We start from the raw sequence: 20830 nt of genomic DNA on the forward strand, positions 1-20830 counted from the left end.
GTAAATGGATCCAATCGCGCTGCGCTTTATCCGCACTCGGGCTCGACGATCAATGCAACATCTCCCGCAGCCGATACCACAACATCCCCAGCGCCAGCAGTGGCGAGCGCAACGCCTTGCCGCCGGGGAAGGTCATGTGTGGCACCCGGCTGAAAATATCCAGGCCCTGGCTGTGCCCGGCGTGAATGCCTTCAGCCAGCAACCGCGCGCACCAATGAGTAACGTTAAGGCCATGGCCGCTATAGCCCTGGGCGTAGAACACATTGGGGTATTGGCTGAGCCGGCCCACCTGGGGAAACCGATTGGCGGTGATGCCGATCTTGCCGCCCCACTGGAACTCAATGGCGGTGCTGGCCAGTTGCGGGAAGACCTTGAGCATCTTCGGCCGCATGTAAGCGGCAATATCTACCGGGTCACGACCGGAGTAATGACAGGCACCACCAAACAACAAACGGCGATCTGCCGAAAGCCGGTAGTAATCGAGCCCGACCTTCTGGTCACACAACGCCAGGTTCTGCGGGATCAACTGGCTAGCTACTTCAATCGATAACGGTTCGGTAGCGATGATATAGCTGCCAGCGGGAAGCACCTTGCCACTCAAGCGCGGCTCCAGGTCTTCCAGATGCGCATTGCACGCCAGCACCAGGCTGCCCGCGCGCACGGTACCAAACTCACAACGCACCTGCACCGTATCGCCATGGATCAATTCCAGCACCGGGGTGTTTTCGAAGATTCGCACACCAAGGGATGCAGCGACGCGGGCCTCCCCCACGACCAGGTTCAGCGGATGCAGGTGTCCTGAGCCCATATCCACCAGGCCTCCGGCATACAAACCCGAACCCACCACCTGCTGTATATCCTGCGGTCCCACCCGCCGGGTTTCATGGGCATAACCCAAGGTTGCCAAACTCTCCAGCTCACCCTGAAACGCCGCGAACTGCGCTGGCGTGTTGGCCAGTTCGCAAAAGCCCCAGCGCAAGTCGCAGTCTATGGCGTGTTCGCGGATGCGCTCGCCCACCAGCGCCACCGAATCGATTCCCGCCTGTTGCAGGTAACGCACGCCCTCCTCGCCCACATAGCGGGCAAAACCGGAGACGTCATGGCCGATTCCGCGTATCAACTGCCCGCCGTTGCGCCCGCTGGCGCCCCAGCCAATGCGCCGGGCTTCCAGCAGGATCACCGAAAGTCCGCGCTGGGCCAATTCAATGGCGGTGTTGACTCCGGTGAAACCACCGCCGATCACGCAGACATCGGCGCTCAGGTCAGCGTCCAGTGATGGATGCCGGGGCATGGCGTTGGCCGAAGCCAGGTAGTAGGACCGGGCGTGGTCTGAAGACGAGAGATTCATTGATTGGACTTCACTTTGCTCCAACTGCGAGTCATCACGCGCATGATCGCCGGGCTTGGGGTGGTCGAAATGTAGAGTTTGTCGAGCACTTCCTGGGGCGGGTACACCTCAGGATTGTTCACCAATTGCGGGTCCATAAAGGCCTTGGCTGCGGGGTTCGGGTTGGCATAGCCGACGGAGGCGCTGACCTTCGCAATCACCTGCGGGTCCAGCAGGTAATTGATAAAGGCGTGGGCTTCTTTCGGGTTGGCGGCGTCCGCCGGAATGGCCAACAGGTCAAACCACAGGTTGCTGCCTTCCTTGGGAATCGAATAGGCAATGTTGACGCCGTTGTTGGCTTCCTTGGCACGGTTGGCGGCCTGGAACACGTCACCGGAGTAACCGAAGGCCACGCAGATGTCGCCGTTGGCCAGGTCGGAGATGTACTTGGATGAATGGAAATAGGTGATGTACGGCCGCAGGGTCAACAGCTTGGCTTCGGCCTTTTTGTAGTCTTCAGGATTCTCACTGAGCGGGTCCATGCCCATGTAGTTGAGGATCGCCGGGAACACTTCATCCGCCGAGTCCAGTACAGCCACGCCGCACTGGTGGAGCTTCTTCAGGTTCTCGGGTTCAAACAACACCGCCCAGGAATCGATATGGTCGATGCCCAGCACCTGCTTGACCTTGTCGACGTTATAGCCAATGCCGTTTGTGCCCCACAGATACGGCACCGAATGCGCGTTGCCCGAGTCGTTTTTCTCCAGCAGCGTGAGCAGTTTGGGGTCCAGATTCTTGTAGTTTGGCAACTGCGAGCGATCCAGTTTCAGAAACGCCCCTGCTTGTACCTGACGCGCCAAAAAGTGGTTGGATGGCACCACTACGTCATAGCCGGTGCGGCCCGCCAGCAGTTTTCCCTCCAGGGTTTCATTGGAGTCGAACACGTCGTAGATCACCTTGATCGAGGTCTTGGCCTGGAAGTCGACCAGGGTGGTCTCGCCGATGTAGTCGGTCCAGTTGTAGACGCTGACCGTCGGCGCGGCCTGACTCGTAGCGCTGAACAACACCGCCAAGGCCAGTGGAAGAAGCTTTTTCACACGACGCATATCGACACCCCTTTGCATGATTTTATTGTTATGTAATCGCCCACCCACGACGACAAGCTGTCGAGGCGTGTTTAGGGCGTTAGACGCTCAGCAACAAAAACTCGCGCTCCCAGGAACTGATCACCCGCTTGAAATTCTCGTGTTCGGCACGCTTGACCGCGACGTAGCCACGGACAAACTTGTCGCCCAGGTACTGCTTGATGGTTTCGCACTCTTCCATCTTGGTCAGGGCGTCTTCGAGGGTGATCGGCAGGCGAAAACTGCGCCGCTCGTAGGCTCGGCCTTGCACTGGGGCGCTCGGCTCGATCTTTTCGATCATCCCCAGGTAGCCGCACAACAGGCTCGCGGCGATGGCCAGGTACGGGTTGGCGTCGGCTCCCGGCAGGCGGTTTTCCACGCGCATGGCGTCGGGGCTGGAAGTGGGCACGCGCAGGCCGACGGTGCGATTTTCTTCGCCCCACTCGACGTTGACCGGCGCCGACGTCTCCGGCAGGAAGCGGCGAAACGAGTTCACATTCGGCGCAAACATCGGCAGCAGCTTGGGGATGTACGTCTGTAAGCCGCCGATGTAGTGCAAAAACAACTGACTCATCTTGCCGTCATCGTCGACAAACACCGGCTGGCCGGTGGCGATATCCACCACGCTCTGGTGCAGGTGCATGGCGCTGCCAGGCTCGTCGGCCACCGGCTTGGCCATGAAGGTCGCGGTGACGTTGTGCTTGAGCGCCGCTTCGCGCAGGGTGCGCTTGAACACGGTGATCTGGTCTGCCAGGTCGAGGGCGTCGCCGTGGCGGAAGTTGATTTCCATCTGCGCCGGGCCGTCTTCGTGGATCAGCGTGTCGATGTCCAGGCCCTGGGCTTCGCACCAGTCGTAGACGTCTTCGAACAGCGGATCAAATTCGTTGGCGGCGTCGATGGAAAACGACTGGCGGCCGCTTTCCGCGCGACCTGAGCGGCCTAGCGGGGTTTTCAGCGGCAGGTCCGGATCTTCGCAGCGCTGGGTCAGGTAGAACTCCATTTCCGGTGCGACAATCGGCTGCCAGCCCCGGTCGGTGTAGAGCTGCAAGACCTTTTTCAGCACGTTGCGCGGCGACAGTTCGATGGGGTTGCCGTGCTTGTCGAAGGTGTCGTGAATGACGATGGCAGTGGGCTCAATGGCCCACGGCACGACGTAGGTGGCGTTGGATACCGGGCGGCAGATCATGTCGATACCGGCCGGGTCCAGCAGGTCGTAGTAGATGTCGTCGTCGACAAAGTCCCCGGTGACCGTTTGCAACAAGACACTTTCCGACAGGCGCATGCCTCGCTCATGCAGGAACTTGTTGGTGGGTGCAAACTTGCCGCGTGCGATGCCAGTAAGGTCACTGATCACGCATTCGACTTTGATAATCTTGTGTTCTTTCAACCAGTCGGACAGCTGATCGAAGGGGGTGTGCATAAAGACCTCGGTATAGGTTTGAAAAGCGCCGGCAGTTCGATCAGGCTCCAATGGCCCACTTCCCCCGCAGCGCGTTGAGGTCTATCTTGAACCCGCCTCTCGACGGCATCTATCCACTTTTCGCCAACCATAACGCACCAATAGAGTGCGCCCAGGTTACCCATGACACAGGCAACAGCTTTGCGCGTACAGGCCTTCACCACCGGTGATGTGGCCGCCCAATGCAGTGCGACACCCGGCTGGGTACAGCAGTATCAGCAGATGTCCCCGGGGCATTTTGCCGGGCATATTCGCTATCTCGACCTGCAAGGGGTCCATGTGTACGAAGAGCGGATGAACACGCGTGTGGAGCAAAATTTCAACGCGCCGCCGGGTTCGTTGGCGTTCTGCTTCGATGGCAGCGACAACGCGCTGTATATGCTCAATGGCGAAAGCCGCAACATCTGGATCACGCCAGAGAACTACCGTGAAGTGGCGGTGGTATTTGGCCCGCAGTTTGTCCAGAGGCATGCCCTGGACGTTGCGAAACTGGAAGGGCTGTTCATGGCCCCGCTTAATTCGCTGCAAAACGCCCTGTTCAGTCGCTGGCTCAGCACAACGCTCACTCGCTTGTCACAAGTAATCGATGCGCCCAGCTGCGACGCCCTGACTCAGCAGTTGCTGGACGATTGCCTGTTCATTCTCGATAACGCTTGCGTATGCCTGGACAAGGGTTCGTTTCAGCGCCGTACCGAAGAGCGAATCATCATGGCGCGGATCGGTGAATGGGCGGCGGATATGCCGGATGAAACCGTCAACCTGATGGAGCTGGCGCGCATTGCCGGGGTGCCGTTGCGCCAGTTGCAAAACGGCTTCAAGTCCTACACCGGAATAAGCCCGGCGCAATGGTTGAGGCTGCGTCGGTTGAACAGTGCGCGGCGGGAACTATTGAATCCGCCGTCAGTGGAGACGACCGTGACCGAGGTGGCAATGAAATGGTCGTTTTGGCATTTGGGGCGGTTTTCCAATAGTTATCGGGCGTTGTTCCAGGAGTTGCCCAGCGAGACTCTGAAGCGCCACCAGAAACTTCGGTGACATGCTATCCATGTGCGTGGTTTACCTGCGATGGCCATCGCAGGCAAACTCCTTTTTTCTCTACTAGCCTTGGGTTTTGAGAAACGCCGCCATCAACTCATTAACCCGCTCCGCCGCTTCCAACTGCACCATATGCCCCTGCCCCGGCAGGATCTCCACCAGGGCCTCCAACCCCTGGGCATGGCTTGCTGGAATAATTGCGTCGTCACTACCCCAGATCACCAGGCTCAGCTGTTGCCCCACCACATTGCGCAAATCCATCAACTGCCGGCCACCGCTGAACAACTGCCCGATGATTTGCCGCAGCGCCTGATCCACGCCTTCCAGCCGCTTGAACTTGAGCATGTCCTCCAACATCTGTCGATTGACCAGCTCCGGGTCGCTGAACAGTTGGATCAACTGCGGTTTGAGAGCATTGCGGTTGTTCGCCTCGGTGAAACCTTGCAGGTAGTCGCCGTTGATCTCAGTGCCCAGGCCGGCACTGGCGATCAGGGTCAGGGACGCCACTCGCCGGGGTGCCTGACGGGCAATGTCAAGGCACACCAGCCCACCCATGGAATGCCCGGCCAAATGGGCCCGCTCGATGTTCAAGTGATCAAGCAATGCCAGCACGGCTTCGCTCAACTCGCCCAGGTTGCCGTTTTGCAGGGCCTTGCCTGACTCGCCATGCCCCGGCAGGTCCAGGGCAATCACCCGCCGTTCGCTGGCCAACGCCGGGTGGTTGAACAGCCAGTTGTTCAGGTCGCCACCAAAACCATGGACCAGCACCAGTGGCGTACCGTCTTCACCGAGGTCCAGATAACGCAGCAAGCGCCCGCCCACTTCGACTTTCTGCGCTGACGGACCTGAAGCTTCGGCTTGCTCGGCAGTCGAGACAAATCCGGCCTGGAATGCCTCGATCACTGCGTCAATCTCGGCCTCACTGGCCTCGCCCTCCACCACAATCGCCAACAGTGCGCCCACTGGCAAGGTTTCGTCAGTCTTCGCCAACACCCTGCGCAACACCCCGCTGAACGGCGCCTCGACGCTGCTGGAAATCTTGTCAGTCTCAACATCCAGCACTTCCTCGCCCTTCTCGACTCGCTCGCCTTCCCGCTTGAGCCAGACATCCACCCGGCCTTCGGTCATCGACAACCCCCACTTGGGCATGGTCAGTGTATGGATCTGGCTCATACAGCGTTCCTCTTGTCAGCGATCTTCAACACCGCCGCTTCGATCTTCGCCGCGTTGGGGATATACAAGTCTTCCAGGGCATCGGAGAACGGCACCGGCGTATGGGGCGCAGTGACCATTTCGATGGGTGCCCGCAGGGACGCGAACGCCCGCTGCGCCACCAAGGCGCTGATGTCGGTGGCAATGGAGCAGCGTGGATTGGACTCATCGATCACCACCAGGCGCCCGGTTTTCTCCACGCTTTCAAGGATGCTGTCTTCATCCAGCGGGCTGGTGGTGCGCAAGTCCAGCACTTCGCAGTCGATGCCCTGGCGGGCCAGGTTGGCCGCCGCTTCCATGGCGATGTGAACCATGCGCCCGTAAGTCACCAGAGTCACGTCGTTGCCTTCGCGCAGAAAGTTGGCTTCACCAAAGGGCACGGTGTACAGCTCTTCTGGCACTTCGCCCTGGAGGCTGTAGAGCATTTTGTGTTCGAGGAAAATCACCGGGTCGTTGTCGCGGATCGCCTGGATCAGCATGCCCTTGGCGTCATAGGGCGTGGCCGGGCACACCACTTTAAGGCCAGGGATGTGGGTCCACATCGAGGTGAGCATTTGCGAGTGCTGGGCAGCGGCGCGCAGGCCGGCGCCGTACATCGCGCGGACCACCAGGGGCGTAGTGGTCTTGCCGCCGAACATGTAGCGAAACTTCGCAGCCTGGTTGAGCAACTGGTCCAGGCAGCAGCCGATAAAGTCGACGAACATCAATTCGCACACCGGGCGCATGCCACGGGTGGCAGCACCCACCGCCATGCCGACATAACCGACCTCCGACAGCGGCGCGTCCAGCACGCGGTCGGGAAACTCCGGGTACAGGCCCTTGGTGACGCCGAGCACACCGCCCCAGGCGTCCTGTTCACCAGGCGCTCCAGTGCCGCCGGAGACGTCCTGACCGATGATGAACACGCTCTGGTCGCGGCGCATTTCCTGGGCCAGGGCTTCGTTGATTGCCTGCTGATAGCTGATTTTTCTAGCCATGATGAAATCTCCACGGATTGTTTTTGTAATGGGTGGGTTCTAGCGGTAAGCGACGTAGACATCACTGAGCAGGTCGGCGGCCTGGGGCTTGGGGTCGGACTTGGCCAGGCGCACGGCATCTTCGATCAACTGGGCGACCTCAAGATCGATACGCTCGAACTGCCCGGCATCGAGCCAGCCTTCGGCCATGCAGCGCTGGCGAAACAGAGTCAGGCAGTCTCGGGTTTCCCGCAGGTTTTTGACTTCATCGGGGCCACGGTAGGTCTGCGCGTCGCCCTCAAAATGGCCGTAGTAGCGGCCCAACTTAACCTCCACCAAGGTCGGTCCGCTGCCACTGCGCGCCCGCTCAACGGCCACCCCAAGGACTTGGTGTACGGCGAAAAAATCATTGCCGTCGACGATCACCCCCGGCATGCCGAAACCCACTGCGCGGTCGGCGATGTCCTTGCAGGCCACCGACCAGCCGGACGCGGTGGCTTCGGCATAGCCGTTGTTCTCGGCAACGAACAGACACGGCAGGTTCATGATCGAGGCCAGGTTCATGGCTTCAAACACCGCACCTTCGTTGGAGCCGCCGTCGCCAAAAAACGCCACGGCCACGCCCTGGCTGCCCTTGAGCTTGGCCGCCAGGGCCGCGCCTGCTGCCAGCGGCGCACCGGCACCTACAATGCCGTTGGCGCCGAGCATGCCCTTCTCCTGATCGGCGATGTGCATGGAGCCGCCCTTGCCGCCGCAGACGCCGGTTTTTTTTCCATAGATTTCGGCCATCATGCCAAACACATCCACGCCCTTGGCGATGCAATGGCCGTGGCCACGGTGGTTGGAGGCAATGCAATCTTCATCGTTAAGGTGGGCCATGACCCCGGCGGCACAGGCTTCCTGCCCGGCATACAAGTGGACGAAACCGGGGATCTCGCCGGTGGCAAATTCAACGTGCAGGCGTTCTTCAAAATCACGGATGGTGCGCATCACGGTGTAGGCATGGAGCAATTGATCGGTGGACAGGTGAGTGGACATCTTGTTGTTCTCCAGGTTGTCTCGACACACAAAAGGCTGGATCAGGCCAGCTGCATGGCATTGAGCACAGCCTGTGCCAAGCTGCGCAAAAACCTGGAAAAGCCTTGACCCAGAGCAGTGCCAGACGGTTGTTCCGACGCTCCTGATGCCCGCAGAATGAGACGCGCCGTTGCAAGCTGCCCGCGCTGTCTCAGCCCCGGTGAGACGCTGCGTCTCAGCCTGGCCTGTGGTCGGTACGCGCTTGTCCCCTGCCACCGTTGCGCGCTTAATGGCGGGCATAACAACAAAGACCGAGAACCGGAGGCTTCAATGCTCGCCGTGAACTCCAAGGACCATGTCGACTGCGTCAGTCGCGTGGTTCGTAATGCCGACCGCCTGCCCCAGGCTCCGGTGCCGTCGCTGATTTGCGATTCCTGGCGGCGCTCCATGGAGCAGCACCACCTCGACCCCGGTTCCCTGCAAGGGCCGCGCATCCTCACCGAATCGCTGCTCAAGGAATGCCGCGAACGCGCCGAACTGTTCCTGCGCATTGCCAGTGAAGAAGTCGGGCAGATCCACAGCCGGGTGCGCCATGCCGACTACTGCGTGATGCTCACCGATGCCCAGGGCCAGACCATCGACCACCGGGTCGACGCCGCCATTCGCACCGATTGCCGCAAGGCTGGCCTGTACCTGGGCACCTGTTGGTCGGAAGCCGAGGAAGGCACCTGCGGCGTGGCCACGGTGCTGACCAGCAAGGCTGCGGTGACCGTGCATAAGCGCGATCACTTTCGCGCCGCCTTCATCGGCCTGACCTGCTCCGCCGCGCCGATCTTCGATCCCCAGGGCAACCTGCTGGGTGTGATGGACGCCTCGGCCCTCAAATCCCCGGATGACCGGCGTAGCCAACACCTGGTGCGCCAGATGGTGGCGCAAAGCGCGCGGGCCATCGAGAACGCGTTTTTTATGCACAGCGCCCGCCAGCATTGGGTATTGCAGGCCCACAGCACGCCCGGTTATGTCGACAGCCAACCGGACCTGCTACTGGCCTGGGATAACGATGGCCGCCTGCAAGCCCTCAACAGCAAGGCGCGCCAGGCCCTACGCCTGCGCTTTGGCAAGGTACCGGAGCATATCGGCGAGGTTTTCAACTTGGACGCCTTGCGAGCGGTCACCGCTCAGTCCTCGCAGCACTTGCACTGGCTGGGGGAACCTGGAGCGTTGCAGGTGCGGGTCAGTGCGCCCCGGCGCAAACCGCCGCGCGCCTTGGTATCGGCCAATAGCCAGATCGACCCCCGCATGGAAGAACACATGCGCCTGGCTGTGCGGGTCAAGGACCGCAACCTGCCTGTGCTGGTGCAAGGCGAAACCGGCGCAGGCAAGGAAGTCTTCGCTCGTCAGTTGCATGAACACAGTGCTCGGCGCGACGGGCCTTTTGTCGCGGTCAATTGCGCAGCGATTCCGGAAAATCTGATTGAAAGCGAGCTATTCGGCTACGTGGCCGGCGCCTTTACCGGTGCGTCGACCAAGGGCGTGACCGGGCTGTTGCTACAGGCCGATGGCGGCACGCTGTTTCTCGATGAAATCGGCGACATGCCGCTGGCCTTGCAAACTCGCTTGCTGCGGGTGATGGCCGAAGGCGAAGTGGCGCCGTTGGGCGCAGCGAAAACCCAGGCTGTGGATATCCAGGTGATCTGCGCCAGCCACCGCGACCTGGCGGCGCTGGTGAGCGGCGGAACCTTTCGCGAGGACCTGTACTTTCGCCTGGGTTGCGCGCGTTTCTGCCTGCCGCCGTTGCGTGAGCGTACGGACAAGCTGGCATTGCTCAATCAACTGCTGGAGCAGGAAGCCCGCAATAGCGGCGTGTCGGTGGGCATCGGCGCGGCGGCGTTGGAATTGCTGCTGGGTTACGCCTGGCCAGGGAACGTTCGGCAATTGCGCCATGTGCTGGCCTATGCCTGTGCGGTGTGTGACGGGGCAACGATTCAGGTGGCGGATTTGCCGGTGGAGATTCGTGGTGAGCATGCGCAGGCCCAAGTGCAGGAGAGTGTCAGCCCTGAGCGGCAGTTGGTGTTGGATGCATTGATTCGTCATCGCTGGAAGCCAGTGCCAACAGCGCAGGCGTTGGGAATTTCACGGGCGACCTTGTATCGACGGGTCAATCAGCTGGGGATTGATATGCCCGGGAAACACTGATCAAAAGCCGCTGATTTTGAAGCTTAGAAAACCTCCTGTGGCGAGCGAACTTGCCCCAATGCCGCTCCTAAGGGGATCAGTGCTCAGAAGATGTGTAGGTTCACCACAGGAGGAATGACTCAGCGGTAAAGTATGCCGCCATCAATCAACGGCGCCTGCCCGGTCATGTAGTCAGAATCCGGCCCCGCCAGGTACGAAACGAACCCCGCCACATCCTCTGGCGTTTCTGCCCGCCCGAGGGCAATCCCGCTCACAAACTTGTCATACGTCGCCCCCACCTTGGCCCCGGTAATCTCGGCCATGCGCTTGTCGATCTCAACCCACATATCGGTCCCCACCACGCCTGGGCAATAGGCGTTGACGGTAATCCCATCGCTGGCCAGTTCCTTGGCGGCAGCCTGGGTCAAGGCACGCACAGCAAACTTGCTGGCCGAGTACACGCCGAGCAAGGCAAAGCCGTCATGGCCGGCGATGGAGCAGGCATTGATGATTTTGCCCTTCTGCTTGAGCGCCTTGAATTTCTTGCCCGCGGCTTGAATCCCCCAGAGTGTGCCCTGGACGTTGATGCGCAGGGTGCGGTCGACTTGCTCGGGCGTCACGTCCAACAACGCGTCAATCTGTGCCACCCCAGCATTGTTGACGATGATATCAAAGCCGCCCAGGGTCTGGTGGGCATGTTCGACCGCCGCGACCACTTGCTCCAGTTGCGAGACGTCGGCGACAAACACCGACGCTTTACGCCCAAGGGCCACGACCTCGGCCGCCACCGCCTCGATCTTGGCGCTGTTGATGTCCACCAAGGCAATGTCGGCGCCGTCCGCCGCCAGGCGCAGGGCGATGGCCCGGCCAATCCCCTGCCCGGCGCCGGTTACCAGTGCAACCTTTCCAGCGATGCTCATGACGATCTCCTTTAACGGTGACAGAAGACTTGTCTATCGCAGATGCAAGGGCTGGGCGTCGAGGGCTTTGCTGATTGGCGTGGGACCTGAGACGGGATGTCTCAAGGGCTCAACCCAAAGCGAACCATTGTCGAAAACTTGTAAACCAGCGTCGTTATGCCTAGTTTAGGCGCCCTTCGCTCTGCGCTCTCAGGCCTTCCCCCATGGTTTTGCGTTTTCGTCCTGCCGTTACCTCGCGTTTTGCCCTTGATGTGCTCACCCTTGGCCTGCTGCTCAGCGGCGGCATAAGCAGCAGCCTGGCCGCTGAAATAGAGCTGCCAGCGGTAAAAATCCAGGGGCAGGACACGTCTGGCTACCAGAACGACACCGCCTCGGTGGGCGGTTTCGACGAAGCGCCGTTACTGGACACGCCCTCCTCGATCGCGGTGTTCAACGAATCCTTGATCAAGGATCAGCAGGCGCGCTTGCTCAGCGAAGTGCTGCGCAACGATGCCTCGGTCGGTGAAAGCTATGCGCCCATCGGCTATTACGAAAATTTCGTGGTGCGCGGTTTTTCCCTGAACGCCGCCAGCAGCTACAAAATCAATGGCCGCACCATCACCGGCGAGCAGAACGTCGCCCTGGAAAACAAGCAGCAGGTGGAATTACTCAAGGGTTTGTCGGGCCTGCAAAGCGGGATTTCCGAGCCCAGCGGCGTGATCAACTACGTGACCAAGCGCCCGGAAGATGTGCGTTCGGTGACGGTGTCCACCGATGATCGTGGCAGCGGCTATATCGCTACCGATGTCGGTGGCTGGTTTGGCAGCGAGCAGCAGTTCGGCCTGCGAGCCAACGTCGCCCATGAAGACCTCAACTCCTATGTCGAACACGCCAATGGTCAGCGGGATTTCCTGTCCCTGGCGTTTGACTGGAACATCAGCCCCGACGCGGTGCTGCAACTGGACGCGGAGTATCAAAACAAGGAGCAGCGTTCGGTGCCGGGGTATCAGTTGCTTGGCGGTACCGAAGTGCCCCACGACGCTTCGCCGAAAAAGCTGCTGGGCCATCAGAGCGGCGCCAAGCAGGTGGGCATCGATTCGCTGAACCTCAATGGCAAGTTCGAGTACCGCTTCAGCGATCAGTGGAAAGGCAGTGTCAGCGCGGCCCGCAGCAAGGTGGTGATTGATGATTACAGTTCGTTTGCCTGGGGTTGCTACGGTTCGACCAACTGCTCGGCGGCCAAGGTACCGAACTACTTCAGCCCCGAAGGCAACTACGACATCTACGACTTCCGCAGCCCCGATGACACCCGACGCAATGACGAAATCCAGGCGGCAATGACCGGGTTGTTCAACACCGGTGGCCTGGGGCATGAGCTGACGTTTGGGACCAGCGCGTTTCGGCGGGTTGTAGACAAGCGTGAACCGATCAATTTCATGAGAAATATGCTGCCTGACGGCACAGTGCTCGGCACGGGCAATATCGATCATGACCCAGAAAACTTCCCGGCTTACGACGGCCCACTGAACGACAGCCACCGCCGCCTCGACAGCCGCCAGTACGGGCTGTTCGTCACCGACCGCATCAGCTTCAACGAGCAATGGCAGACCGTATTGGGCGGCCGTGAAGTGCGCCTCGACGAACAGGCCTACGACAAGGACGGCAACGAGTCCCGCCATACCCAGCAATATGTATTCCTGCCTCAGGCGGCGCTGATCTACAAGCCGATAGAAAACCTGTCGCTGTACACCAGCTACAGCAAGGGCCTGTCCCTGGGTGGCGAAGCACCGTGGTTTGCCCTCAACAGTTTCGAAACCCTCGCCCCAACCGTCTCCCGGCAAATCGAAGCCGGCGTCAAATACGACTGGCGCCGTATCAGCTTCGCCGCCGCCGTTTTCCAGACCCGCCAGGCCTACCAATACGCCAAGCCGGATGCAGCCGGCGACTACACCTACGTCCAACAGGGCGAGCAGAAAAATACCGGCCTGGAATTGTCCGCCAACGGCTGGGCCACCTCGCGCTTGCAGATTGCCGCCAGCGTGGCGGCGATTCGCGCCCGCGTCAGCGGCAGTGGCACGCCGGAGTACGAAGACCATCAGGCGATCAACGTGCCCAAGCTGCGGGCCAGCCTCTACGCCGACTACGCCCTGCCCTGGGTTGATGGCCTGGCCGTGCTCGGTGGCGTGCAATACAGCGCCAGCAAGTACGCCAATCGCACCGGGCAAGTTGAGGTGGGGGATTACGCGGTGGTCAATGTCGGCAGCCGCTACAGCACACGCATCGACGGCTATGAAACGGTGTTTCGCCTGAGCGTCGACAACCTGTTCGACAAGCGCTATTGGCGCGACGCGGGCGAGTACATGGGCGATGACTATCTGTTCCAGGGCGCACCGTTGACGGCGCGCTTGAGCGCGTCGGTGAACTTCTAACTATTTAGGCATCTTGCGAAAGCCCACTGCCAGGCGGTTCCAGCTGTTGATGGTGGCAATGGCCACGCTCAGGTCGACGTGCTCTTGCGGGCATCGGCGATGTGCATGTCCAGGCAGAAGGCACAGCCATTGATCTGCGAGACACGCAGGCGCACCAGTTCCAGTAGCGGCAGTTCGATGGAGAGTTTGCCGACTGCGGCTTCGAGGGCGAGCATGGCTTTCATCGCATCGGGGGAAGCGGTGTAAAAATCGGTACGAGCTTGCATGGTGATGCTCCAGGACTGTGGGGATTGGTGACCAGCTTAGTCACCTCACAGGCGTGGACAAATAGCCAATTCGGACGAAGAGCAGGTAGCCAATGCAAGCCCATGCTGCTACGCAAATCAGAGTCAGGTGCGGCTGCGCAACCACTGCATAAAGCCCTTTTTCACCGGCACCACAGGGCTTTCCTGAGTCAGGCTCTGCGCTGCGTGCAAGCGGAAATCCAGCAGGTTTTTCATCGCTTCACTGATGTCGTGGCGCGCGTCCAGGCACGGTTTGAGGTATTCCTTTTCAATACGGTACAGGGTGCAGTAGGTCTTGGCGGTGAAGTCCGCCTGCATGGCCTGGCCCGACAATATCCCGCCCTCCCCAATCACTTCGCCCGGCCCCATGCGACCCGCTTCAAACTTGTGCCCGGCCTTGCTCAGGATCACCGAAATCACCCCGGATTCGATGATGAACAGGTGATCGCTGATCTCGCCTTCAGGCAGGATCATGTCGCCGGCGCGGAAGGTTTGCAGGGTCATGTTCTGGCTGAAGGTTTCTTTCTCTTCCTGGCGCAGCGTGGAGAAAATGTTCGAGCTTTCCAGCAGCGTCCGCGCCCGGGAAGTGGGAACAGGCGTGGCGCTTTCGGCGGATGACAGCAAGCTCACCCCCGCCGCCTGCAAGTGCCGATAAGCCAGGTCGTAGAGCTGGTTGCGCACCTCACGCTTGAGGGTCATGGCCGGCACAAAGCCGCTGATTTCATATTCCACGCCACCGCTGGCGGAGGTCTTGAAGGCGACACTGGGTGCAGGTTTGGCCAGCAGCGGCCGGCAGCCTTGCATGGCCCGCTCCAGGGCATCAAGGACGGTTTGCGGTCGCGCATGGGGGCTGACTTGCAGGCTCACCGCCAGGCCGAACATGTCTGCCGGGCGCGAGAAATTAATGATCTTGGCCTTGGCCGCCAGCGAGTTGGGAATCACCGCCATGCTGCCCTGGGAGGTTTGCAGGCGCGTGGCGCGCCAGTCGATATCGGTGACCCGGCCTTCGGTGCCGTCGATAGAGATCCAGTCATCAAGCTGATAAGGCTTGGTGGTATTGAGCACAATCCCGGAAAACACGTCGCTCAAGGTACTTTGCAACGCCAGGCCGACGATGATCGCCACGGCGCCGGAGGTGGCCAGCACGCCCTTGACCGGCAGGTCGAGCACGTAGGCCATGGCGGCGATGATGGCGATCAGGAAAATCACCGCGCCCATCAGGTCCTGCAACAACCGCCCGGTGTGGCCGACCCGTTGCATCATCAGCGCACCGAGCAACACCGTGAGGGTGCGCGCGGCAAACAACCACCAGCCGATCTGCAAGGCCGTGGCAGCCAAGTGCAAGGGCGTGTTGTCGGCATAGGGCGCGATCAGCATCGGGTTCATGCCGTCGTTGAACAGCACAGCGCTGAATACGGCAAAGATCACCAGGCGTGCCACCAACTTCCAGTTGCCGGGGTTGACGGAGAAAAGGCGCCAGACGGCGATGTCGATGAGGATCAACACCACGGCGCAGAGCATCGGGTGATCGGAGATAAATGAGAGCATCCAGGCGACTCCAGGGCGAATGGGGTGAAGATCGCATGAAAAGCGGATGGCGGGTATAGGGCCAGAATGCAAATACCCGCAACGCTGCAAAACAGTGTGGTTTGCCCGCGATGCGGTCACTGCATAGGTATGGCTGGCGGACTCCCTGTGGCGAGCGGGTTTGCCCGCTCGCCACAGTAAGCCCTGCCCACATGAGAGCGGCAGTGTTGTTTTATTTGGCGCCAGTCAACGCGTTGTAGCTGGTAAACAGGTTGCGATAGTCCGGGATGTGGTTGGCGAACAAAGCCCCCAAACCTTCCACATCGTTGCGCCAGTCGCGATGCAGCTCACAGGCCAGGCCGAACCAGGTCATCAGTTGCGCGCCGTTGGCCGACATGCGGTCCCAGGCCGAATGACGGGTGATCTCGTTGAAAGTGCCGGACGCATCCGTCACCACAAACACCTCAAAACCTTCCGCCAGGGCCGACAGCGCCGGGAATGCCACGCACACTTCCGTCACCACGCCCGCAATGATCAGCTGTTTCTTGCCGGTGGCCTTGATCGCCTTGACGAAGTCTTCGTTGTCCCAGGCATTGATCTGGCCTGGGCGGGCGATGTACGGCGCGTCCGGGAACAGCGCCTTGAGTTCCGGCACCAGCGGGCCGTTGGGGCCGGTTTCGAAGCTGGTGGTGAGGATGGTCGGCAAGTTGAAGTACTTGGCCAGATCGGCCAGGGCCAACACGTTGTTCTTGAATTTGTCCGGTTCGATGTCACGCACCAGGGACAGCAGGCCAGCTTGATGATCAACCAGCAGAACGGCGGCGTTGTCCTTGTCGAGACGTTTGTAGGCTGTAGTCATGGGGTAGTCCTCGTTTCAGTGGTTATGCCGAGTCGGTTCGGCGTGGGTGAATCGGGTGCAGCCGGGCGCCGCCCACCAAAAGGTCGGCGCACGCAAGATTAAGGAGTAAAGGCCATCCATGGCCCCGGCGAACGCTTATCCGTGCATCTGGCCAAACTGGCCGGACTGGAAGTCGGCGAAGGCCTGGTGGATTTCCTGCTCGGTGTTCATTACGAACGGACCGTGGCCGACGATAGGCTCGTCGATGGGCTCGCCGCTGAGCAGCAGGACCATGGCGTCGTTGTTGGACTCCAGGCTGATCTGATCGCCATCGCGTTCAAACAGCGCCAGTTGCCCTTCGCGCACCAGTTCCGAACCGTTGACCTGCACCGTGCCCTTGAGCACTACCAGGGCCGTGTTGCGTCCGGCGTGCAGGTCCAGGGTCACGGACTTGCCGGCGTTGAGTCGCACATCCCACACGTCAATCGACGTGAAGGTGCGCGCCGGGCCTTGGGCTCCGGCAAATTCGCCGGCAATCAGGCGCAGGCTGCCGGCACCATCGGCCAGGGGCAGCGACGGGATATCGCCGTCGAGGATGGTCTGGTAACCGGCGTCGGCCATTTTGTCCTTGGCCGGCAGGTTGACCCACAACTGGACCATCTCCAGCGCGCCGCCACTGCGGGCGAAGGCCTCGGAATGGAACTCCTCGTGGAGAATCCCCTTGGCGGCCGTCATCCATTGCACATCGCCCGGGCCGATTTTGCCGCCGGCGCCGGTGGAATCCCGGTGCTCGACTTCGCCCTTGTAGACGATGGTCACGGTTTCAAAACCGCGATGAGGGTGCTGGCCTACGCCGCGACGTTGTTCGGTGGGGGTGAAATCGGCAGGGCCGGCGTGGTCCAGCAACAGGAACGGGCTGATGTGCTTGCCCATGGTGTCGTAGGAAAACAGGGTGCGAACCGGAAAGCCGTCGCCCACCCAATGGCCTCGTGGGCTGGTGTAGATACCGATGATATTTTTCATGGTGTGTCTCCAAATGGGTGAAAGCAGTTCATGGACACACCTTAAATCCGTTACCTTTTCAGCACTAGACAGCAAAAATGACCCTTAGCGTTCTATTTGGAGAACGATGATGGAAGACCTCAACACCCTCTATTACTTCACCCAGGTGGTTGAACACCGTGGTTTTGCAGCGGCAGGCCGGGCGCTGGACATGCCCAAGTCCAAGCTCAGCCGACGTATTTCGGAGCTGGAAGAGCGCCTGGGTGTGCGCTTGATCAACCGCTCCAGCCGCCATTGTTCCCTCACCGAGATCGGCCAGGCCTATTACCAGCGCTGCCTGGCGATGCGCGTGGAAGCCGAAAGCGCCGCCGAAGTGATCGAGCGCAACCGTTCCGAACCCCAGGGTATCGTGCGTTTGAGCTGCCCCACCGCCCTGCTCAACTCCTGGGTCGGGCCAATGCTGACTCGCTACATGCTCAAGTACCCGCTGGTGGAATTGCATATCGAGAGCACCAACCGGCGGGTCGATGTGATCCACGAAGGCGTTGATGTCGCCCTGCGCATCCGCTTCCCGCCACTGGAAAACACCGACCTGGTGATGAAGGTGTTGGGCAACAGTACCCAGTGCCTGGTGGGCAGCCCGCTGTTTGTGTCACACCTGTCGAACCCACCGCTGCCGGCCGACCTCAATGGCTTGCCGAGCCTGCATTGGGGCTCGGCGCAGCGGGAGTATCAGTGGGAGTTGTTTGGTGAGAACGGCGCCAGTGCGGTGATCCGGCATTTCCCGCGAATGATCACCGATGACCTGCTCGCCCTGCGGCATGCGGCGTGCGGTGGTATCGGCGTGGCGCACCTGCCCAGCGTGGTGGTGCGCGAAGACATCGCGGCGGGCCGCCTGGTGAGCCTGATTCCCGGCTGGTCGCCGAGAACCGGGATCGTCCATGCAATCTTCCCGTCACGCCGGGGCTTGTTGCCGTCGGTGCGCACCTTGATCGATTTTCTTGGCGAAGCGTTTGCGCAAAGCGATATGGCGTAGATAGGTATCCACCTCTATGACGGTCAACGCTCGCGTAGCTAATGACGAGTATCAAAAGATGAGTAAGTACTTATTCTTCATATCAGCGCTTGGAAAGCTCCATGATCATCCGGCTCAACAGGTAAATCCGTGGCGCCACGCTCTCCACTTCGGCATATTCCTCTGAAGTGTGGATATTGCCCCCAACAATCCCGAAACCATCCAGCGTCGGCGTACCCACGCCTGCCGACAGGCTGGCATCAGCCGCGCCGCCGCTGCCTTCGATGGTCAGCTTGCGGCCCAGTTCGCCATAGATCCCCTGGGCGATGGCCACCAACTTGTCCGACTCCGGCGTTTGCGGCATCGGCGGCAAGCCGCGTTGCAGGGTGGTTTTAACTTCGGTTTCCGGGATCAGTTTATTGGCCGAAACCCGCGCCAGATCCTTCTCGATGCGATCAAACTCTTCCGGTAACGCCGCTCGCACGTCAGCCTTGGCGATGGCCTGATCGGGGATCACGTTGGTGCGGTCGCCAGCCTTGAGCACGGTGAAGTTGATGGTGGTCTTCTTCTCCTCGTCCCCCAGCTTGCCCAGTTGCAGGATCTGGTGCGCCACTTCCATCGCCGCGTTGCGACCCAGTTCCGGCGCGACACCGGCGTGAGCGGCCTTGCCCTTGACCTCGACCACGGCGGTGGCGCTGCCCTTGCGCCAAACCACCAGCCCATCGGCCGGGCGACCCGGTTCCAGGTTGAGGGTGACGTCATGGGCCTTGGCGGTTTTTTTGATCAGATCGGTGGCGGCGTCGGAGCCGGTTTCTTCGCTGGCGTCCAGCAGGAAGGTGATCTGCGCGTAGTCCTTGAAGTTCTGGTTTTTCAGCACTTTCAAGGCATAGATCCCGGCAACGATGCCGCCCTTGTCGTCCATCACCCCTGGACCGTAGGCGCGGCCATCCTTGATATGAAACGGCCGCTCGGCCGCCGAACCTTCCTTGAACACGGTGTCCATGTGCGCCATCAGCAGGATTTTCGCTTTGCCGGTGCCCTTGAGGGTGGCGATCACATGGCTGTTGTTGGCGGCGGCATCCGGCACCAGCTCGATGCTGAAACCGAGTTGCTTCAGCTCATCGACGGCGATGTCCCGCACTTGGGTCAGGCCGGGCTCGTAGCCGGAACCCGAATCGATATTCACCAGGCGCTCCAGCAGTTTCAGGGCATCGGCCTTGTACTGTTCGGCATCGGCCTGGATCAGCTTGTGAGGTTCGGCGCTGAAGGCCGGCATTGCCAAGCCAAAAGACAGCGCCAGGGTGGCGGCCAGTAAGGTGCGGTGAAAATTGAAGGTCATGAACCGATCCTTATTTTTGTTGGAAGGTAGCGCCACACCCTACCTGACAAAAACCGGTTTGTTGATCCTCAAACCGACCTCAGCCAACTCCCCTGCACTGCACTGACCCGATTGCGCCCGCTGCTCTTGGCCTCGTACAACGCCTGGTCGGCATCGTTGAGCCAACTGGTGGCATCGTCGTGAGACGGTTGATACGGCGCCAGGCCGATGCTCAGGCTGGCGCACAAAGTCGGGTCCTGGGCGTAGCCGAGGGAACTGAAGCGGTCGCGCAAGGCCTCCATCACTTCGGTGGCGCGGCCCAGGGGCATGTCCGGCAGAATCACGCAAAACTCATCGCCGCCATAACGCCCGGCCAGATCAGTGGCCCGCAGGTTCTGGCGCAGCACTTTGCTCAACTGGCGCAGCACGATATCGCCGGTGACATGGCCGTAGGTGTCATTGATGACTTTGAAGTGGTCGATGTCGATCAAGGCGATGGCGGCGCCCTGCTGCTCTTCGCGGCAGCGTTGGAACTCGATTTCCAAGTGGTCTTTCCAGGCACCGTGATTGAGCAAACCGGACAGGCTGTCAGTGCGGCTCAGGGCCAGAAACTCGCGTTTGTGCTGGGCCAGGGTGATGGCCTGGCGGTAACAAATCCAACCCAGGGCCAGGGGGTAGATCATCAGGATCGGCAGGCAGGCGTAGAGCTGGGTTTCGCTGGTCAAGGCGATGAATGTCGGGGTGAATATCAACATCGACACGCCTATCCCCAGCGCCTGGGCCAGCCAACCGATGAGCATGAACCGTGGGCCGCCGATGGCGACGTTGTTCATGGTCATCATCGACAAGGTGGTGACACTGGGCAGCGGATTGAACTGCATGGCAGCGACCCAGAAACCACCGCAAAACGAATCGAACAGCAGGTTACGGTGCTCGCTACGCAGGGAGTTTTTGGCGCGGCGCGACCATTGGTAAGCCAGGTGCGGCCAGACAAAGGCGTTGATGATCATCCAGGCCCAGACCCAGTTGGGTGGGGCCAATGGATACATGCCGGCAACCACGCAGATAAACCCGAGGCTCAGCCCAAGGCTGCGGGATTTGTACAGGCGTTTGGCGAGTGGAAGTCCTTTTCCTCCTGTAGCTGGCATGGTCTCGTTGATCCTGGATGAATGCAGGAAGTCTATCAGGGCAACGGCCAATAGCCACTACCGTT

At 60.5% G+C, this 20830-nt stretch carries 16 protein-coding genes and 1 pseudogene; 4 read left to right on the forward strand and 13 right to left on the reverse strand.

From position 1 onward, the window contains the following. Positions 1-49 precede the first annotated feature (49 nt). From ACZRKZ_RS09275 to ACZRKZ_RS09285, 3 genes are all read right to left on the reverse strand, one after another. Positions 50-1348 carry an NAD(P)/FAD-dependent oxidoreductase gene (locus ACZRKZ_RS09275; protein WP_463981424.1) on the reverse strand — a complete coding sequence of 433 codons (1299 nt, stop codon included), beginning with the start codon at positions 1346-1348 and terminating at the stop codon, positions 50-52. Beyond that, on the reverse strand, positions 1345-2433 hold the full coding sequence (locus tag ACZRKZ_RS09280; RefSeq protein WP_463981425.1) for a polyamine ABC transporter substrate-binding protein: 1089 nt from the start codon (positions 2431-2433) through the stop codon (positions 1345-1347). Before ACZRKZ_RS09280 ends, ACZRKZ_RS09275 begins: the two co-directional genes overlap by 4 nt. A 79-nt stretch (positions 2434-2512) precedes the next feature. Further along, positions 2513-3871, reverse strand: a complete 1359-nt coding sequence (locus tag ACZRKZ_RS09285; RefSeq protein ID WP_463981426.1) for a glutamine synthetase family protein — start codon at positions 3869-3871, stop codon at positions 2513-2515. A gap of 162 nt (positions 3872-4033) precedes the next feature. On the opposite strand from ACZRKZ_RS09285, the gene ACZRKZ_RS09290 reads away from it, so the two are divergent. Next, positions 4034-4945 carry a helix-turn-helix domain-containing protein gene (locus ACZRKZ_RS09290; protein ID WP_463981427.1) on the forward strand — a complete coding sequence of 304 codons (912 nt, stop codon included), beginning with the start codon at positions 4034-4036 and terminating at the stop codon, positions 4943-4945. Positions 4946-5008: 63 nt separating this feature from the next. Here ACZRKZ_RS09290 and ACZRKZ_RS09295 read toward each other — a convergent pair whose 3' ends face one another. From ACZRKZ_RS09295 to ACZRKZ_RS09305, 3 genes are read right to left on the reverse strand one after another with little or no spacing between them, the layout of a single operon-like run. Next, positions 5009-6118, reverse strand: a complete 1110-nt coding sequence (locus tag ACZRKZ_RS09295; RefSeq protein WP_463981428.1) for an acetoin dehydrogenase dihydrolipoyllysine-residue acetyltransferase subunit — start codon at positions 6116-6118, stop codon at positions 5009-5011. Continuing rightward, positions 6115-7134, reverse strand: a complete 1020-nt coding sequence (locus ACZRKZ_RS09300) for an alpha-ketoacid dehydrogenase subunit beta (RefSeq protein WP_463969307.1) — start codon at positions 7132-7134, stop codon at positions 6115-6117. The genes ACZRKZ_RS09295 and ACZRKZ_RS09300 overlap by 4 nt, the downstream gene beginning before the upstream one ends. Before the next feature lie 39 nt (positions 7135-7173). Then, positions 7174-8151: a thiamine pyrophosphate-dependent dehydrogenase E1 component subunit alpha gene (locus tag ACZRKZ_RS09305; RefSeq protein WP_463981429.1), complete on the reverse strand. Its 978-nt coding sequence runs from the start codon at positions 8149-8151 to the stop codon at positions 7174-7176. A 309-nt stretch (positions 8152-8460) separates the two neighbouring features. Between ACZRKZ_RS09305 and ACZRKZ_RS09310 the strand changes: the two genes are divergently transcribed. Then, positions 8461-10326, forward strand: a complete 1866-nt coding sequence (locus tag ACZRKZ_RS09310; RefSeq protein ID WP_463981430.1) for a sigma-54-dependent Fis family transcriptional regulator — start codon at positions 8461-8463, stop codon at positions 10324-10326. A 119-nt stretch (positions 10327-10445) separates the two neighbouring features. On the opposite strand, the gene ACZRKZ_RS09315 is transcribed toward ACZRKZ_RS09310, so the two are convergent. Continuing rightward, the gene (locus tag ACZRKZ_RS09315; RefSeq protein ID WP_463969304.1) at positions 10446-11225 is read right to left on the reverse strand and encodes an acetoin reductase; all 780 of its coding nucleotides are present in this window, start codon (positions 11223-11225) and stop codon (positions 10446-10448) included. A gap of 203 nt (positions 11226-11428) precedes the next feature. Between ACZRKZ_RS09315 and ACZRKZ_RS09320 the strand changes: the two genes are divergently transcribed. Next, a complete protein-coding gene (locus tag ACZRKZ_RS09320; RefSeq protein ID WP_463981431.1) occupies positions 11429-13633 on the forward strand; it encodes a TonB-dependent siderophore receptor in 2205 nt (734 codons plus the stop codon). Here ACZRKZ_RS09320 and ACZRKZ_RS09325 read toward each other — a convergent pair. The 4 genes and pseudogenes from ACZRKZ_RS09325 to ACZRKZ_RS09340 form a co-directional block, all read right to left on the reverse strand. Then, positions 13634-13899 (reverse strand): annotated as a pseudogene (locus tag ACZRKZ_RS09325) (carboxymuconolactone decarboxylase family protein). A 123-nt stretch (positions 13900-14022) separates the two neighbouring features. After that, positions 14023-15465, reverse strand: coding sequence for a mechanosensitive ion channel domain-containing protein (locus ACZRKZ_RS09330; RefSeq protein WP_463981432.1), 1443 nt, complete (start codon positions 15463-15465; stop codon positions 14023-14025). Positions 15466-15676: 211 nt separating this feature from the next. After that, positions 15677-16303: an isochorismate family cysteine hydrolase YcaC gene (gene ycaC / locus ACZRKZ_RS09335; protein WP_133100476.1), complete on the reverse strand. Its 627-nt coding sequence runs from the start codon at positions 16301-16303 to the stop codon at positions 15677-15679. A gap of 135 nt (positions 16304-16438) precedes the next feature. Further along, entirely contained in the window at positions 16439-17305 is an 867-nt protein-coding gene (locus tag ACZRKZ_RS09340; RefSeq protein WP_463981433.1) for a pirin family protein, read from the reverse strand. A gap of 106 nt (positions 17306-17411) precedes the next feature. On the opposite strand from ACZRKZ_RS09340, the gene ACZRKZ_RS09345 reads away from it, so the two are divergent. Continuing rightward, positions 17412-18320, forward strand: coding sequence for a LysR substrate-binding domain-containing protein (locus ACZRKZ_RS09345; protein ID WP_463981434.1), 909 nt, complete (start codon positions 17412-17414; stop codon positions 18318-18320). 82 nt (positions 18321-18402) lie between these two features. On the opposite strand, the gene ACZRKZ_RS09350 is transcribed toward ACZRKZ_RS09345, so the two are convergent. Both ACZRKZ_RS09350 and ACZRKZ_RS09355 read right to left on the reverse strand, forming a co-directional pair. Beyond that, the gene (locus ACZRKZ_RS09350; RefSeq protein ID WP_463981435.1) at positions 18403-19638 is read right to left on the reverse strand and encodes a M20/M25/M40 family metallo-hydrolase; all 1236 of its coding nucleotides are present in this window, start codon (positions 19636-19638) and stop codon (positions 18403-18405) included. A 68-nt stretch (positions 19639-19706) separates the two neighbouring features. Next, a complete protein-coding gene (locus ACZRKZ_RS09355; RefSeq protein ID WP_463981436.1) occupies positions 19707-20765 on the reverse strand; it encodes a diguanylate cyclase in 1059 nt (352 codons plus the stop codon). Positions 20766-20830: the final 65 nt, after the last annotated feature.

It is taken from the genome of Pseudomonas sp. c313 (assembly GCF_055407145.1).

What these genes read in the sequence shown, in the direction of transcription:
- ACZRKZ_RS09280 (WP_463981425.1), bottom strand. Translation starts at nt 2,433, where the DNA reads ATGCGTCGTGTGAAAAAGCTTCTTCCACTGGCCTTGGCGGTGTTGTTC.
- ACZRKZ_RS09330 (WP_463981432.1), bottom strand. Translation starts at nt 15,465, where the DNA reads ATGCTCTCATTTATCTCCGATCACCCGATGCTCTGCGCCGTGGTGTTG.
- ACZRKZ_RS09345 (WP_463981434.1), top strand. Translation starts at nt 17,412, where the DNA reads ATGATGGAAGACCTCAACACCCTCTATTACTTCACCCAGGTGGTTGAA.
- ACZRKZ_RS09340 (WP_463981433.1), bottom strand. Translation starts at nt 17,305, where the DNA reads ATGAAAAATATCATCGGTATCTACACCAGCCCACGAGGCCATTGGGTG.
- ACZRKZ_RS09295 (WP_463981428.1), bottom strand. Translation starts at nt 6,118, where the DNA reads ATGAGCCAGATCCATACACTGACCATGCCCAAGTGGGGGTTGTCGATG.
- ACZRKZ_RS09355 (WP_463981436.1), bottom strand. Translation starts at nt 20,765, where the DNA reads ATGCCAGCTACAGGAGGAAAAGGACTTCCACTCGCCAAACGCCTGTAC.
- ACZRKZ_RS09285 (WP_463981426.1), bottom strand. Translation starts at nt 3,871, where the DNA reads ATGCACACCCCCTTCGATCAGCTGTCCGACTGGTTGAAAGAACACAAG.
- ACZRKZ_RS09350 (WP_463981435.1), bottom strand. Translation starts at nt 19,638, where the DNA reads ATGACCTTCAATTTTCACCGCACCTTACTGGCCGCCACCCTGGCGCTG.
- ACZRKZ_RS09305 (WP_463981429.1), bottom strand. Translation starts at nt 8,151, where the DNA reads ATGTCCACTCACCTGTCCACCGATCAATTGCTCCATGCCTACACCGTG.
- ycaC (WP_133100476.1), bottom strand. Translation starts at nt 16,303, where the DNA reads ATGACTACAGCCTACAAACGTCTCGACAAGGACAACGCCGCCGTTCTG.
- ACZRKZ_RS09315 (WP_463969304.1), bottom strand. Translation starts at nt 11,225, where the DNA reads ATGAGCATCGCTGGAAAGGTTGCACTGGTAACCGGCGCCGGGCAGGGG.
- ACZRKZ_RS09275 (WP_463981424.1), bottom strand. Translation starts at nt 1,348, where the DNA reads ATGAATCTCTCGTCTTCAGACCACGCCCGGTCCTACTACCTGGCTTCG.
- ACZRKZ_RS09300 (WP_463969307.1), bottom strand. Translation starts at nt 7,134, where the DNA reads ATGGCTAGAAAAATCAGCTATCAGCAGGCAATCAACGAAGCCCTGGCC.
- ACZRKZ_RS09310 (WP_463981430.1), top strand. Translation starts at nt 8,461, where the DNA reads ATGCTCGCCGTGAACTCCAAGGACCATGTCGACTGCGTCAGTCGCGTG.
- ACZRKZ_RS09320 (WP_463981431.1), top strand. Translation starts at nt 11,429, where the DNA reads ATGGTTTTGCGTTTTCGTCCTGCCGTTACCTCGCGTTTTGCCCTTGAT.
- ACZRKZ_RS09290 (WP_463981427.1), top strand. Translation starts at nt 4,034, where the DNA reads ATGACACAGGCAACAGCTTTGCGCGTACAGGCCTTCACCACCGGTGAT.